This window comes from Burkholderia sp. S-53 (genome assembly GCF_025560745.1).
Lineage (GTDB): Bacteria > Pseudomonadota > Gammaproteobacteria > Burkholderiales > Burkholderiaceae > Burkholderia > Burkholderia pyrrocinia.
This window is the reverse complement of the sequence record NZ_CP090482.1, coordinates 97,064-112,079: the sequence shown is the minus strand read 5'-3', so window position 1 is coordinate 112,079 and position 15,016 is coordinate 97,064. Positions and strand designations below refer to the sequence as shown.

General features: G+C 68.2%; 12 protein-coding genes. 10 read left to right on the top strand and 2 right to left on the bottom strand.

Annotated elements, in window-relative coordinates:
• The first annotated feature begins 4 nt into the window (after positions 1–4).
• Together LXM88_RS00420 and LXM88_RS00415 are read left to right on the top strand one after the other, a co-directional pair.
• Complete coding sequence (locus LXM88_RS00420) at positions 5–772, top strand: 3-hydroxyacyl-CoA dehydrogenase (protein WP_262531082.1); 768 nt, start codon at positions 5–7, stop codon at positions 770–772.
• Positions 773–790: 18 nt separating this feature from the next.
• Complete coding sequence (locus LXM88_RS00415) at positions 791–1,981, top strand: acetyl-CoA C-acetyltransferase (protein WP_262531081.1); 1,191 nt, start codon at positions 791–793, stop codon at positions 1,979–1,981.
• A 101-nt stretch (positions 1,982–2,082) separates the two neighbouring features.
• Here the strand turns inward: LXM88_RS00415 and LXM88_RS00410 are convergent, their stop codons facing one another.
• On the bottom strand, positions 2,083–2,775 hold the full coding sequence (locus LXM88_RS00410) for a TetR/AcrR family transcriptional regulator (protein ID WP_262531080.1): 693 nt from the start codon (positions 2,773–2,775) through the stop codon (positions 2,083–2,085).
• A 355-nt stretch (positions 2,776–3,130) separates the two neighbouring features.
• On the opposite strand from LXM88_RS00410, the gene LXM88_RS00405 reads away from it, so the two are divergent.
• The 8 genes from LXM88_RS00405 (at position 3,131) to LXM88_RS00370 (ending at position 13,675) form a co-directional block, all read left to right on the top strand.
• Entirely contained in the window at positions 3,131–4,411 is a 1,281-nt protein-coding gene (locus LXM88_RS00405) for a Zn-dependent hydrolase (protein WP_262531079.1), read from the top strand.
• 127 nt (positions 4,412–4,538) lie between these two features.
• Entirely contained in the window at positions 4,539–5,876 is a 1,338-nt protein-coding gene (locus LXM88_RS00400; RefSeq protein ID WP_262531077.1) for an NAD(P)-dependent oxidoreductase, read from the top strand.
• Between the two features lie 58 nt (positions 5,877–5,934).
• A complete protein-coding gene (preA, locus tag LXM88_RS00395) occupies positions 5,935–7,242 on the top strand; it encodes an NAD-dependent dihydropyrimidine dehydrogenase subunit PreA (protein ID WP_262531075.1) in 1,308 nt (435 codons plus the stop codon).
• A 99-nt stretch (positions 7,243–7,341) separates the two neighbouring features.
• Entirely contained in the window at positions 7,342–8,850 is a 1,509-nt protein-coding gene (locus LXM88_RS00390; RefSeq protein WP_262531073.1) for an NCS1 family nucleobase:cation symporter-1, read from the top strand.
• A gap of 64 nt (positions 8,851–8,914) precedes the next feature.
• A complete protein-coding gene (gene hydA, locus LXM88_RS00385; protein WP_262531072.1) occupies positions 8,915–10,372 on the top strand; it encodes a dihydropyrimidinase in 1,458 nt (485 codons plus the stop codon).
• 153 nt (positions 10,373–10,525) lie between these two features.
• Positions 10,526–11,800, top strand: a complete 1,275-nt coding sequence (locus LXM88_RS00380) for a NupC/NupG family nucleoside CNT transporter (RefSeq protein ID WP_262531070.1) — start codon at positions 10,526–10,528, stop codon at positions 11,798–11,800.
• Between the two features lie 39 nt (positions 11,801–11,839).
• Complete coding sequence (gene deoA / locus LXM88_RS00375; protein ID WP_262531069.1) at positions 11,840–13,156, top strand: thymidine phosphorylase; 1,317 nt, start codon at positions 11,840–11,842, stop codon at positions 13,154–13,156.
• A gap of 129 nt (positions 13,157–13,285) precedes the next feature.
• A complete protein-coding gene (locus LXM88_RS00370; protein ID WP_262531068.1) occupies positions 13,286–13,675 on the top strand; it encodes a cytidine deaminase in 390 nt (129 codons plus the stop codon).
• A gap of 48 nt (positions 13,676–13,723) precedes the next feature.
• On the opposite strand, the gene LXM88_RS00365 is transcribed toward LXM88_RS00370, so the two are convergent.
• A complete protein-coding gene (locus LXM88_RS00365; protein WP_262531067.1) occupies positions 13,724–14,839 on the bottom strand; it encodes an aromatic ring-hydroxylating oxygenase subunit alpha in 1,116 nt (371 codons plus the stop codon).
• Between the last annotated feature and the right edge of the window lie 177 nt (positions 14,840–15,016).

Below are 15,016 nucleotides of genomic sequence, written 5' to 3'. Positions count from 1 at the left end.
GCTAATGAATATCAAGGATCGCGTTTTTCTGATTACGGGCGCCGGTTCGGGCCTCGGCGCCGCGGTGGCGCGCATGGTCGTCGCGGAAGGCGGCAAGGCCGTGCTGCTGGATGTCAATGACGATGCCGGCGCGAGCCTCGTGCACGAACTCGGCGCGGCCGCGCGCTTCGTGAAGACCGACGTGACGAGCGAAGCCGACGGGCAGGCGGCCGTGGCCGCCGCGCGCGACGCGTTCGGCCGCATCGACGCGCTCGTCAACTGCGCGGGCGTCGCGCCGGGCGAGAAGGTCGTCGGCCGCGATGGTCCGCACTCGCTCGACCGCTTCGCGCGTGCCGTGTCGATCAATCTCGTCGGCACGTTCAACATGATCCGGCTGGCTGCCGAAGCGATGTCGAAGCAGGATGCCGATGCGGAAGGCGAGCGCGGCGTGATCGTCAACACCGCGTCGGTCGCGGCGTTCGACGGGCAGATCGGACAGGCCGCGTATGCGGCGTCGAAGAGCGGCGTGGTGGGCATGACGCTGCCGATCGCGCGCGAACTCGCGCGGTTCGGCATTCGTGTCGTGACGATCGCGCCCGGTATCTTCGCGACGCCGATGATGGCCGGCATGCCGCAGGACGTGCAGGACGCGCTCGGCAAGAGCGTGCCGTTCCCGCCGCGGCTCGGCCGCCCGGAAGAATTTGCGGCGCTGGTGCGCCACATCGCCGAGAACACGATGCTGAACGGCGAAGTCATCCGTCTCGATGGCGCGTTGCGCATGGCACCGCGCTGACACTGGAGGAAGCGAATCATGACGACTCAGGATCCGATCGTAATCGTTGGTATGGCGCGCACGCCGATGGGTGGTTTTCAGGGCGACCTGGCTGCGGCCAGCGCGAGCGATCTCGGCGCGGTAGCGATTCGCGCGGCGCTCGAGCGCGCGAACGTGCCGGCCGAACGCATCGATGAAATCGTGTTCGGCTGCGTGCTGCCGGCCGGGCAGGGCCAGGCGCCGGCGCGGCAGGCCGCGCTGAAGGCCGGGCTGCCGCTCGCGGCGGGCGCGACGACGGTCAACAAGATGTGCGGCTCGGGGATGAAGGCGGCGATGTTCGCACACGACCTGCTGCTGGCAGGTTCGGCGGGCGTGGCCGTCGCGGGCGGGATGGAAAGCATGACGAATGCGCCGTACCTGCTGCCGAAGGCGCGCGCGGGGATGCGGATGGGCCACGGCCAGGTGCTCGATCACATGTTCCTCGACGGGCTCGAGGACGCATATGAAAAGGGTCGCCTGATGGGCACGTTCGCCGAGGATTGCGCGCAGGCCTACCAGTTCACGCGCGAGGCGCAGGATGCGTTTGCGATCGCGTCGCTGACGCGCGCGCAACGCGCGATCGCCGAAGGGCATTTCGTATCGGAGATCGCGCCGGTGACCGTGAAGGCCGGCAAGACCGAAACGGTCGTGTCGATCGACGAGCAGCCGGGCAACGCGAAGCTCGACAAGATTCCGACGCTGAAGCCGGCGTTCCGCGAAGGCGGCACGGTGACGGCGGCGAACGCGTCGTCGATCTCGGACGGTGCGGCCGCGCTCGTGATGATGCGCCGCTCGGAAGCGGAACGCCTGGGCCTCACGCCGAAGGCCGTGATCGTCGGGCATTCGACTTACGCGGACAAGCCTGGCCTGTTCGCGACCGCGCCGATCGGCGCGCTGCGCAAGCTGTCGGAGAAAACCGGCTGGAACCTGCGCGACGTCGATCTGTTCGAGATCAACGAAGCGTTCGCGGTGGTGCCGATGGCGGCGATGCGCGATCTCGACCTGCCGCACGAGAAGGTCAACGTGCACGGCGGCGCGTGCGCGCTCGGCCATCCGATCGGCGCATCGGGTGCGCGCGTGATGGTGACGCTGCTGGCTGCGCTCGAAACGTATGGCCTGAAACGCGGCATCGCGTCGCTGTGCATCGGCGGCGGCGAGGCGACGGCCATCGCGATCGAGCGCATCGCATAACGCTTGGTCCGTACGCTGCGATGCGGGCGGCGGGTATCGCGCAGGGAGCACCTGCGCGTTACCCGTCGCCCGTTTTTCATTCGGCGGATCGCGCGGTTGCGCTACGCCTTCTTTTTCGGCGACACCGCGCCGCACGCGCGAATCACGAGCTGCACGACCTGTTCGGTCTTCTCGTCGAACGCCTTCCGCGTGAACGTGCGCTTGCCGCTCAGCGCGCGGATCTGCGCATCGAAATCCGCATAGTGCTGCGTGGTCGCCCAGATCAGGTACATCAGCGCATGCGCATCGATCGGCGCGAGCAGCCCGCGCGCGATCCAGCCGTCGATGACCTTCACGCGCGTGTCGAACCACGGCTTCACGCGTTGCGACAGGATGTCCTGCATGTGTGCCGCACCGTGGATGATCTCGTTGGCCCAGACCTTCGAGCCGAGCGGGCGCCGCCGCGACAGCTCCATCTTCGCGCGTACGTAGCCGCCGATCGCTTCCACCGGATCGTCGCCAGCTTCGAACGTGCCGGCCGCGCGATGCCAGTCCTCGAACAGGTCGTCGAGCACGCGGCGGTACAGCGCGAGCTTGGTCGGGAAGTAGTAATGCACGTTCGCCTTCGGCAGGCCGGCGCGTTCCGCGATCATCGCGGTGCTCGCGCCGTCGAGCCCGCGTTCCGCGAACACGGCTTCCGCACAGGCGAGCAGATGCGCCTCGTTGGATTCGCGGATGTGCGCCTTGCGTCGCCGCAAAGGCGCGGACGTTTCGTCGCTGTCGATCGCTTCGGCTGCCGCCTCGTCATGTCTCATCGTTACCCTCGCGCGGCGGGCATGCCGCGTTGGGCTTCATTCTAGCCGCTGATCCGCGTCGAACGCACGCGTGCGGACCATGCGCATCCGCAGCGATGCTGCGTTGCGATGGCACGTTTCTCGCTCTGTCGATCCACGAAAGAAAGACATTGCCTTGGTCATTTTGATCGTCTAAAACCTGTCCAATCGGACAGGATTCGACGAGCGGCGGAAGGCAGTTCCGGCGATTCGCCGGGCGACCTTCGCGCACGACCGGGGCATGCACCGCGCATGGGCGGGTTTGCCCCAGAACAGGCATTGCATGCACCGGCGCAGACCGGGCTGACGACTCACCGACCCCACAGGAGCGACGCGAATGAACGCGGTATCGGAAGCAGTGAAGCGGCCGGTCTTCGACCCGTCGATCAAGGTTGACGGCAAGCGGTTGTGGGACAGCCTGATGGAGGTCGCGAAGATCGGCGCGACGCCGAAAGGCGGTGTGTGCCGCCTCGCGCTGACCGATCTCGACAGGGCCGGTCGCGACCTGATCGTCGGCTGGGCGAAGGCCGCCGGCTGCACGGTGACGGTCGATACGATGGGCAATGTGTTCATGCGCCGCGCAGGCCGCGTGGCCGACGCGGCGCCGGTCGTCACGGGCTCGCACGCGGATTCGCAACCGACCGGTGGCCGCTTCGACGGCATCTACGGCGTGCTCGGCGGCCTCGAGGTGATTCGCAGCCTCAACGATCACGGGATCGAGACCGAGCATCCGGTCGAGGTCGTGATCTGGACCAACGAGGAGGGTTCGCGCTTCGCGCCCGCGATGGTCGCGTCCGGCGTGTTCGCGGGCGTGTTCCCGCTCGAATACGGGCTGTCGCGCAAGGACGTCGACGGCAAGACGATCGGCGAGGAACTGGCGCGCATCGGCTACGCGGGCGACGTGCCGTGCGGCGGGCGCAAGCTGCATGCGGCGTTCGAACTGCATATCGAGCAGGGGCCGATACTCGAAGCGGAATGCAAGACGATCGGCGTCGTGACCGATGCGCAGGGGCAGCGCTGGTACGAGATCACATTTACCGGCCAGGAAGCGCATGCGGGGCCGACACCGATGCCGCGTCGCCGCGACGCGCTGCTCGGTGCGTCGCGCGTGGTCGATCTCGTCAACCGGATCGGCCTCGATCACGCGCCGTTCGGCTGCGCGACGGTCGGCATGATGCAGGTCCACCCGAACTCGCGCAACGTGATTCCCGGCCGCGTGTTCTTCACCGTCGATTTCCGTCATCCGGACGACGCCGTGCTCGCGAAGATGGACGCCGCGCTGCGCGACGGCGTCGCGCACATCGCGGCCGGCATCGGGCTCGAAACGGAACTCGAACAGATTTTCTATTACAAGCCCGTCGCGTTCGATCCGGCGTGCGTGGAGGCCGTGCGTGGCGCGGCCGGTCGCTTCGGCTACTCGCATCGCGACATCGTGTCGGGCGCGGGGCACGACGCATGCTATCTGGCGCAGGTCGCGCCGACGTCGATGGTGTTCGTGCCGTGCGTCGACGGCATCAGCCACAACGAGATCGAGGACGCGACGCCCGCGTGGATCGAGGCCGGCGCGAACGTGCTGCTGCACGCGATGCTGTCGCGCGCATGCGAGCCGGCTTCATGACGAATCGACCGTAGCAGCCGGCAGGCTGCGTATCGCCTGACCGTAGCATTCCTGAGCGTGACCGCCCCGACTGTGCATTCGCAGCCGGCGGGGACGGCTTTGTCTCCACCCAGTCGAAGGAACGCGTATGACCACCAAGCCAACCGGCGATATCGCCGCGCATCGCCTGTCGTCCACGCAACTCTCGTGCGAATTCGCCGATATCGCGCCGCTGCTCGACCCGACTGCCGCGGCCGCCGCGGCCAGCCGCTGCCACTACTGCTACGACGCGCCGTGCGTGCAGGCATGCCCGACGCAGATCGACATCCCGAGCTTCATCCGCAAGATCGGCAACGGCAACCTGAAAGGTGCGGCGACCGACATCCTGTCCGCGAATCCGCTCGGCGGGATGTGCGCGCGCGTGTGTCCGACCGAGATCCTGTGCGAAGGCGCATGCGTGCGCAACCATCAGGATGCGCAACCTGTCGCGATCGGCGGGCTGCAGCGGCACGCGACCGACTGGGCGATGGCAACCGGTGCGGTGCGCTTCACGCGTGCGCCCGACACGGGCCGCCAGGTCGCGGTGGTCGGCGCGGGGCCGGCCGGGCTCGCATGCGCGCACCGGCTCGCGCTCGCCGGGCACCGCGTGACGCTGTTCGACGCGCGCCCGAAGGCCGGCGGCCTCAACGAATACGGGATCGCCGCATACAAGACCGTCGACGATTTCGCGCAGCGCGAAGTCGAGTGGCTGCTGTCGGTCGGCGGCATCACGCTGAAGACTGGCGTTGCGCTCGGACGCGACATGACGCTCGACACGCTGCGCGAGCAGCACGACGCGGTGTTCCTCGCGATGGGCTTCGGCGGCGTGCGTGCGCTCGCGATCGACGGCGAACAACTGGCCGGCGTGATGAACGCGGTCGACTTCATCGAACAGGTGCGGCAGGCCGATGGGCTGGAGAACGTGCCGGTCGGGCGGCGCGTGGTCGTGATCGGCGGCGGCAATACGGCCATCGATGCGGCCGTGCAAAGCCGCAAGCTCGGCGCCGAGCGCGTGACGATGGTTTACCGGCGCGGCGTGGATGCGATGAGCGCGACGTGGGCCGAACGCGAGTTCGCGCAGAAGAGCGGCGTCACGCTCGTCACGCACGCGAAACCCGTGCGCATCGCGGGTGTGGACGGGCAGGTGACGGGCGTCGAGTTTGAAGCGGCGTCGGGCGAGCGCTTCACCGTCGATGCGGACATGGTGCTGAAGGCGATCGGCCAGACGCTGGTGCCGGAAGGTGTCGTGGCCGCGTTGCTGACGGCGGACGGCACGCGCATCGCGGTCGACGCGGACGGACGCACCGCGCTGCCCGACGTGTGGGCCGGCGGCGACTGCGCGGCGACGGACGGCATCGATCTCACGGTGCAGGCCGTGCAGGACGGCAAGCGCGCGGCCGCGTCGATCGACGCGGCGCTCGCGCAGCGCGACGCGAAGGCTGCATAAGCACCCGCACACGCATCCACGCATCCACGACAGCGACCCCACTCTCACGGAGCCGAACATGGCCGACCTTCGCTGCACCATCGCGGGCATCACTTCGCCGAATCCCTTCTGGCTCGCGTCCGCGCCGCCGACCGACAAGGCCTACAACGTCAACCGCGCATTCGAGGCGGGCTGGGGCGGCGTCGTCTGGAAGACGCTCGGGCTCGATCCGCACGTCGTCAACGTCAGTTCGCGCTACGGTGCCGTGCAGTGGAACGGCCAGCGCATCGCGGGACTGAACAACATCGAGCTGATCACCGACCGCCCGCTCGACGTGAACCTGAGAGAGATCGCGCAGGTCAAGCGCGACTGGCCGGACCGTGCGCTGATCGTGTCGCTGATGGTGCCGTGCAACGAGCGCGACTGGAAATGGATCCTGCCGCTCGTCGAGGATACGGGCGCCGACGCGGTCGAGCTGAACTTCGGCTGTCCGCACGGGATGAGCGAGCGCGGGATGGGCGCGGCCGTCGGGCAGGTGCCCGAATACGTCGAGATGGTCACGCGCTGGGTCAAGGAGGGCACGAAACTGCCGTGCCTCGTGAAGCTCACGCCGAACATCAGCGACATCCGGATGGGCTCGCGTGCCGCCTACAAGGGCGGCGCGGACGGCGTGTCGCTGATCAACACGATCAACTCGATCGTCGCGGTCGATCTCGACCACATGGCGCCGATGCCGACCGTCGACGGCAAGGGCACGCACGGCGGCTATTGCGGCCCGGCGGTCAAGCCGATCGCATTGAACATGGTTGCGGAGATCGCGCGGGATCCGGAAACGCCGAACCTGCCGATCTCCGGTATCGGCGGCATTTCGACCTGGCGCGACGCGGCCGAGTTCATCGTGCTCGGCGCCGGCAGCGTGCAGGTGTGCACCGCCGCGATGCATTACGGCTTCCGGATCGTGTCGGATCTTGCCGACGGGCTGTCGAACTGGATGGACGAGAAGGGCTACGCGACGCTCGACGACGTGCGCGGCCGCGCGGTGCCGAACGTGACCGACTGGAAATTCCTGAACCTGAAGTACGACATCAAGGCGCGCATCGACCAGGACCGCTGCATCCAGTGCGGGCTGTGCCATATCGCGTGCGAGGACACGTCGCACCAGGCGATCACGCGCGAGAAGGACGGCGTGCGGCACTTCGAAGTGATCGATTCGGAGTGCGTCGGGTGCAATCTTTGCATGCATGTGTGTCCGGTCGAGCAATGCATCACGATGGAGCGCGTCGACTCGGGCGAGTACGCGAACTGGACCACGCATCCGAACAATCCGGCGCGCACCGATGCGGGGGCGAGCCCCGCGGCGCCCGAGAAGCACGCGAAGGCGGCTTGACCTGCGTCCGGCGGCGCGGGAGATCCGGCGCCGTCGTTTTTCGTTTCCGTGGGCCGGCATCGCGCGATGCCGGCGCTGACGTTTACGTGGAGTGCCTTGATGAAACCAGCAGCGACCCCCGCCGATCCCGACAGCGCCGCGGCGCCCGGCGGCAGCCTGTACAACGACGACCTCGCGCCGACGACGCCGGCGCAGCGCACGTGGAAGTGGTATCACTTCGCGGCGCTGTGGGTCGGGATGGTGATGAACATCGCGTCGTACATGCTCGCGGCCGGGCTGATCCAGGAAGGCATGTCGCCATGGCAGGCGGTGATGACCGTGCTGCTCGGCAACCTGATCGTGCTCGTGCCGATGCTGCTGATCGGCCATGCGGGCGCGAAGCACGGGATTCCGTACGCGGTGCTCGTGCGCGCGTCGTTCGGCACGCAGGGCGCGAAGCTGCCGGCGCTGCTGCGCGCGATCGTCGCGTGCGGCTGGTACGGCATCCAGACCTGGCTCGGCGGCAGCGCGATCTACACGCTGCTGAACATCCTGACCGGCAACGCGCTGCACGGCGCGGCGCTGCCGGTCGTCGGCATTTCGTTCGGGCAGCTCGCGTGCTTCCTCGTGTTCTGGGCGCTGCAGATCTACTTCATCCTGCACGGCACCGATTCGATCCGCTGGCTCGAGAGCTGGTCCGCGCCGATCAAGGTCGTGATGTGCGTCGCACTCGTGTGGTGGGCGACGTCGAAGGCGGGCGGCTTCGGCTCGATGCTGTCGGCGCCGTCGCAGTTCGCGGCGGGCGGCAAGAAGGCCGGGCTGTTCTGGGCGACCTTCTGGCCGGGCCTGACCGCGATGGTCGGCTTCTGGGCAACACTCGCGCTGAACATTCCCGATTTCACGCGCTTCGCGCACTCGCAGCGCGACCAGATGATCGGGCAGTCGATCGGGCTGCCGCTGCCGATGGCGCTGCTGTCGGTGGTGTCGGTCGTCGTGACGTCGGCGACCGTCGTGATCTACGGCAACGCGATCTGGGATCCGATCGACCTGACGAGCCGGATGACGGGCATCGGCGTGGGCATCGCGCTCGTGATCCTCACGCTCGATACGATGTGCTGCAACCTCGCCGCGAACCTCGTCGGCCCCGCGTACGACTTCTCGAGCCTGTGGCCGAAGGCCATCTCGTACCGCGCGGGCGGGATGATCACCGCGACGATCGCGATCGTGATGATGCCGTGGAAGATCCTCGCGACGACGGACGGCTATATCTTCACCTGGCTCGTCGGTTATTCGGCGCTGCTCGGGCCCGTCGCGGGCATCCTGATGGTCGACTACTTCCTGATACGCGGCACGCAGCTCGACACGCGCGCGCTGTTCGACGAGCGCGGCGGCTTCAGCTACGCGCGCGGCTGGAACCCGGCCGCGCTGGTGGCGCTCGCGGTCGGCGTGCTGCCGAACCTGCCCGGCTTCCTGCACACCGCATTTCCGGCGTCGTTCCCGAACGTGCCGGCGTTCTTCAACACGCTTTACACGTACGCGTGGTTCGTCGGCCTCGTGCTGGCGTCGGGCGTGTACGGTACCTGGATGAAGTGGCGCGCGGGACAGCGCGCGCAGATCGCGAGCGCATGACGCGCGCAGTGCATGTGACCCAAGCGCCGCACGCGGCACCCGACAGTCAACGAGGAGGCAACCCATGGCAATCCTGATTCGCGGCGGCACCGTGGTCGATGCGGACCGCTCCTATCGCGCGGACGTGCTCTGCGCCGACCCGCAGGACGGCGGCACGATCCTGCAGATCGCGGAGAAGATCGACGCGCCGGCCGGCGCGAGCGTCGTCGACGCTCACGGCCAGTACGTGATGCCGGGCGGCATCGATCCGCATACGCACATGGAACTGCCGTTCATGGGCACGACCGCGAGCGACGATTTCTATTCGGGCACGGCCGCCGGGCTGTCGGGCGGCACGACGAGCATCATCGATTTCGTGATCCCGAGCCCGAAGCAGCCGCTGATGGACGCGTTCCACGCATGGCGCGGCTGGGCCGAGAAGGCGGCGGCCGACTACGGCTTCCACGTGGCGGTGACGTGGTGGGACGAGAGCGTGCACCGCGACATGGGCACGCTGGTGCGCGAGCACGGCGTGTCGAGCTTCAAGCACTTCATGGCATACAAGAACGCGATCATGGCCGACGACGAGGTGCTCGTGAACAGCTTCACGCGTTCGCTCGAACTCGGCGCGCTGCCGACCGTGCACGCGGAGAACGGCGAGCTCGTGTTCCAGCTGCAAAAGGCGCTGCTCGCGCGCGGGATGACGGGGCCGGAGGCGCATCCGCTGTCGCGGCCGCCGGAGGTCGAGGGCGAGGCCGCGAACCGCGCGATCCGCATCGCACAGGTGCTCGGCGTGCCCGTGTATATCGTGCACGTGTCGGCGAAGGACGCGGTAGACGTGATTACGCGCGCGCGCAGCGAAGGGCTGCGCGTATTCGGCGAAGTGTTGCCGGGCCATCTGGTGATCGACGAGGCCGTTTATCGCGACCCGGACTGGACGCGTGCGGCCGCGCACGTGATGAGCCCGCCGTTCCGCTCGGCCGAGCATCGCGAAGCGCTGTGGCGCGGGTTGCAGTCGGGGCAACTGCATACGACGGCGACCGATCACTGCGTGTTCTGCGCGTCGCAGAAGGCGATGGGCCGCGACGATTTCACGAAGATCCCGAACGGCTGCGGCGGCGTCGAGGATCGCATGTCGGTGCTGTGGCATCACGGCGTGAATCACGGCCGCATCACGCCGAACGAGTTCGTGCGGATCACGTCGACGAACGCCGCGCAGATCTTCAACCTGTATCCGCGCAAGGGGGCCGTGCAGGTGGGCGCCGATGCCGACCTCGTCGTATGGGATCCGGCCGCGACGAAGACGATCTCGGTGAAGACCCATCACCAGCAGGTCGACTTCAACGTGTTCGAGGGGATGACCGTGCAGGGCGTCGCGACGCACACGCTCACGCGCGGCGCGCTTGCGTGGGCCGACGGCGACCTGCGCGCGGTGCGCGGCGCGGGCCGCTATCTGAAACGGCCGCCGGCGGCCGGTTACTACGAGGCGGCGCGCATTGCGAACCGGTTGCGCGAACCGCATCCGGTCGAGCGCGCGGGTTGAGCGGCGCGAGTCGCGCGGGGCGTGTCCGTTTCAACGGCACGCCCCGCACGCATTTGAGCGCGCCGAACGAGTAATATCCACCGACAGCGTCGCAAGAGCGTTCCGGGCCGCGTGCCGGACAAGATCAATAACATTGAGAGAAAGGAGCACAAGGTGGATATTCTGCGCAGTCTCCTGGGCATGTCGTTCCTGCTGTTGGTGGCTTACCTGCTGTCGAACAACCGGCGCGCGGTGAGCGGTCGGACCATGATCGCCGCGCTGCTCACGCAGCTCGCGATCGGCGCGCTGGTGCTGTTCGTGCCGTCGGGCCGCGCGGCGCTCGCGGCGGCCGCGAACGGCGTCAATCGCGTGCTGGACATGGGCAATCACGGCATCGCGTTCGTGTTCGGCGGGCTGGTCGACAGCCGGATGTTCCAGTTGTTCGGCGACGGCGGGTTCGTGTTCGGCCTGCGCGTGCTGCCGATGATCATCTTCGTTACCGCGCTGATCGCGGTGCTGTACTACCTCGGCGTGATGAAGTGGATCGTGGCGATCCTCGGCGCCGGGCTCGCGAAAGTGCTCGGCGTGAGCCGTATCGAGGCGTGTTCGGCCGTCGCGACGATCTTCCTCGGGCAAAGCGAGATGCCCGCGCTCGTGAAGCCGTTCGTGCGCAACATGACGAGCGCCGAGATCTTCACGGTGATGGCGAGCGGCATGGCGTCGGTCGCGGGCTCGGTGCTGGTCGGCTACGCGGGCCTCGGCGTGAAGATGGAGTATCTGCTCGCCGCGTCGTTCATGGCGGTGCCGGGCGGGCTGCTGTTCGGCAAGCTGCTGTTTCCGACCGTCGAACCGAGCCGCGTCGTGGTCGACGGCCTCGATTTCGACGACAAGCGGGCCGCCAACGTGATCGAGGCGGCGGCGTCCGGCGCGTCGGTCGGCCTGCGGATCGCGATCAACGTCGGCGCGATGCTGATCGCGTTCGTGGGGCTCATCGCGCTGATGAACCTGATCGTCGGCGGCGTGGCCGCGTTCGCCGGTTTTCCGCGGGTCACGCTGCTGGGCATGCTCGGCCACCTGTTCGCTCCGCTCGCGTGGATCATCGGCGTGCCGTGGCACGACGCGACGCTGGCCGGCAACTTCATCGGCGAGAAACTGATCTTCAACGAGTTCGTCGCGTACGGCGACCTGTCGCCGTACCTGAAGGGCAGCGAACACGTCGCGGCGGCCGGCCTGCAAGTGCTCGACCCGAAGACGCTCGCGATCGTGTCGTTCGCGCTGTGCGGCTTCGCGAACTTCTCGTCGATCGCCATTCTCGCGGGCGGCTTCAGCGCGGTCGCGCCGGAGCGTCGGTCGGAAGTCGCACGGCACGGCTTGCGTGCGCTGACGGCCGCGACGCTGTCGAACCTGATGAGCGCCGCGATTGCCGGCCTGTTCTTCTCCCTGCATTGAACCGCGCAGCAGCCCCTGACCGATCGAGGAGATGCACCGATGTTTCTACCGCAGGAATTCATCCGCCAGAAGCGCAATCGGCAGACGCTCGATCGCGACGGGATAACCGCGTTCGTGCGCGGCGTGACCGACGGCAGCGTGACCGAGGGCCAGGTGGCGGCGTTCGCGATGGCCGTGTACTTCAACGACCTGAGCGTCGACGAGCGTGTTGCGCTGACGATCGCGCAGCGCGATTCGGGCGACGTGCTCGACTGGCGCGCGCTCGATCTCGACGGACCGGTGATCGACAAGCATTCGACCGGCGGCGTCGGCGATGTCGTGTCGCTGATGCTCGGGCCGATGGTGGCCGCGTGCGGCGGCTACGTGCCGATGATCTCGGGGCGCGGGCTCGGCCATACCGGCGGCACGCTCGACAAGCTCAGCGCGATCCCCGGCTACGACGTGACGCCCGATACCGATGCGTTTCGTCGCACGGTGCGCGACGTGGGCGTCGCGATCATCGGGCAGACCGCGCGGCTCGCGCCGGCCGACAAGCGCATCTATGCGATTCGCGACGTGACGGCGACCGTCGAGTCGGTCGCGATGATCACCGCGTCGATCCTGTCGAAGAAGCTCGCGGCAGGACTCGACGGGCTCGTGATGGACGTCAAGGTCGGCTCAGGTGCGTTCATGCCGACCGTCGAGCAATCGGCGGAACTGGCCCGCAGCATCGTCGACGTCGGCAACGGCGCCGGCATGAAGACGACCGCGATCCTCACCGACATGAACCAGTCGCTCGCACCGTGTGCGGGCAATGCGCTTGAAGTGGCGTGCGCGATCGACTACCTGACGGGCAAGTCGCGTCCGGCCCGGCTGCATGACGTCACGATCGCGCTTGCGGCACAGTTGCTCGTCACCGGCGGGCTAGCACGCGATGCCGCACAGGCACGCGCGCTGCTGCAACGGGCGCTCGACTCGGGCGCGGCGGCGGAACGCTTCGCGAGAATGGTCGTGGCGCTCGGCGGCCCCGCGGACCTGATCGATGCGCCCGGGCGTCATCTTGCGCGGGCGGCGGTGATCGTGCCGGTTCCGGCGCGTGCGAGCGGCGTCGTGCAGCGGGTCGATTGCCGCGCGCTCGGGCTGGCGGTCGTCGCGCTCGGCGGTGGCCGCACGCGCGCGGCGGATGCGATCGACACCAGTGTCGGCCTGTCGGAGCTCGCGGAGATCGGGCAGCGCGTCGAGGCCGGCCAATCGCTCGGTTGCGTGCACGCCCGCGACGCCGCCGCGGCGGCGCGCGCGGTGGACGCGGTGCAGCGCAGCTACGTGCTGGGCGAGACGGGCGATGCGCCGCCGACCATTCACCAGCAGATCGGTTGACCGGTCGCCGGTGCCGGCACGGACGGAGCGTGCGGGCATCGGCGGCCGCTTCACATCACGGGAGTATCGTGCGCGCCGGGATGCGGTTGCGTCGATGCATCCCGGCACACCACCGGAGGCACCATCGAGATGGAACGAGACGAACTGATCGAACAGGCAAAGGCGGCGCGCGAACGCGCGTATGCGCCGTATTCGCGCTTCAAGGTCGGCGCGGCGCTGCAGGCGCGCGACGGGACGATTTTTCACGGCTGCAACGTCGAGAACGCGTCCTACGGGCTGTGCAATTGCGCGGAGCGCACGGCGATGTTTGCGGCCATCGCCGCCGGCTATCGTCCGGGGGACTTCGCGCGGCTCGCGGTCGTCGGCGACACGGACGGCCCGATCGCGCCGTGCGGCGCGTGCCGTCAGGTGATCATCGAGATCGGCATGCCCGACATCGAAGTGATCCTGGGCAACCTGAAGGGCGATGTCGAGGCCACGACCGCACACGCGTTGCTGCCGGGTGCGTTCCGGTTGTAGCGGGCGCGTCGCGGCGAGCCTGCGCCGTCGTGCGGCGCGCCGCACGCATCACGCGCCGTCGCGCGCTTCGCGGATCGGGATCACGGTGCGCGCGCCGCATTGGCGCAGCAGGTCGCGCAGCTCGTTGATGACCGGAAACACCTCGTGGTTCCAGTCGGCGCCCTGGCGATCGTGCGCTTCCTGCTCGCGCTCGACGATCCAGCGATCCTCGCGGAAGATGCGCTCGGTGAACCATACGAGCAGCGGCCACGCGAGATCGAGCGCGAACGGTATGCCGGGCTTGTGGATCGACAGCAGTCCGAACGTGCGGTTGGTGCGTTGCTCGGCGTCGAGCGGCACGTAGACGATCCACAGGTCCATCACGAGCGTGCCTTCGCTCGAAAGGATCCGCAGCGTCTGGTACGGATAGCCGGTGCGCACCGTCATCACGCTCTTGTCGGACTGGTCGGACGCCTGCTTGCTCGCGCCGAACACGAGCGCCTCGCCGACCGGCTGCTTGCCTTCCATCCGCGTGAACGTGTAGTCGACCTCGACCCAGTCGTCGCCGCGGCGCCGGCCCAACGAGCGCGCGCGCATCTGTCCCATCTGCTTGCGGTGCAGGAACTGATGGTTCATGTCCATCAGGTTCTCGTGCATGAACGAGTAGTGGCACTTGACCTCGCGGCCGAAGCGGCGGGTCTTGTATGCGGGGTTGTCCGCCGATTCGAGCGCGGGGAACGGCCGCGTGTCGGCGAGGGTCGCGTCGCCGGGGAACACGAAGATCAGCCCGTGCGCTTCGCGGCACGGATACGCGCGCACGCCGTTCGGCAAACGCTCGCGGCCGAGGTAGGGCACGTCGACGCAGCGGCCGCTGTCGCACGCGTAGGTCCAGCCGTGATAGCAGCAGCGCAGCGTTTCGCCGCTCACGACGCCCGCATGCAGCGGCACCTGGCGGTGCGCGCAACGATCTTCGAGTGCGTACACGGCGCCCGATTCGGTGCGCACGAGCACGATCGGATCGCCGGCGAAGCGCACGCCGAGCGTCTTGCCGCGCTTGAGCTCGCGCGACCACGCGAGCGGATACCAGTGATCGGGGTGAATGGGCACGCGGCGCAGGTCGCGCTCGACCGCGCCGGAAGACGGTTCTTCGAGGGTGCTGCTGTCAGGCAAAGGCACTGCGAGCATGCGTGACGTCTCCTGGCTGGGCAGAAAGTCCGGGCGCCGCAAGAAGCGGCGGGGATCTAGAGAAGTCTACGCGAAGTTGCCCGTTGCGGCGGACGCGATGCGGGTTTGCCCCGGCATGACGGCCGGGGTTTCGTTGATGCGGCGCAAACCGGGCCGCGGGCGGCGCGCGCCGGCCCC

Coding starts and splice junctions, on each gene's coding strand:
- LXM88_RS00420 (WP_262531082.1), top strand. CDS start 5: ATGAATATCAAGGATCGCGTTTTTCTGATTACGGGCGCCGGTTCGGGC.
- LXM88_RS00415 (WP_262531081.1), top strand. CDS start 791: ATGACGACTCAGGATCCGATCGTAATCGTTGGTATGGCGCGCACGCCG.
- LXM88_RS00410 (WP_262531080.1), bottom strand. CDS start 2,775: ATGAGACATGACGAGGCGGCAGCCGAAGCGATCGACAGCGACGAAACG.
- LXM88_RS00405 (WP_262531079.1), top strand. CDS start 3,131: ATGAACGCGGTATCGGAAGCAGTGAAGCGGCCGGTCTTCGACCCGTCG.
- LXM88_RS00400 (WP_262531077.1), top strand. CDS start 4,539: ATGACCACCAAGCCAACCGGCGATATCGCCGCGCATCGCCTGTCGTCC.
- preA (WP_262531075.1), top strand. CDS start 5,935: ATGGCCGACCTTCGCTGCACCATCGCGGGCATCACTTCGCCGAATCCC.
- LXM88_RS00390 (WP_262531073.1), top strand. CDS start 7,342: ATGAAACCAGCAGCGACCCCCGCCGATCCCGACAGCGCCGCGGCGCCC.
- hydA (WP_262531072.1), top strand. CDS start 8,915: ATGGCAATCCTGATTCGCGGCGGCACCGTGGTCGATGCGGACCGCTCC.
- deoA (WP_262531069.1), top strand. CDS start 11,840: ATGTTTCTACCGCAGGAATTCATCCGCCAGAAGCGCAATCGGCAGACG.
- LXM88_RS00370 (WP_262531068.1), top strand. CDS start 13,286: ATGGAACGAGACGAACTGATCGAACAGGCAAAGGCGGCGCGCGAACGC.
- LXM88_RS00365 (WP_262531067.1), bottom strand. CDS start 14,839: ATGCTCGCAGTGCCTTTGCCTGACAGCAGCACCCTCGAAGAACCGTCT.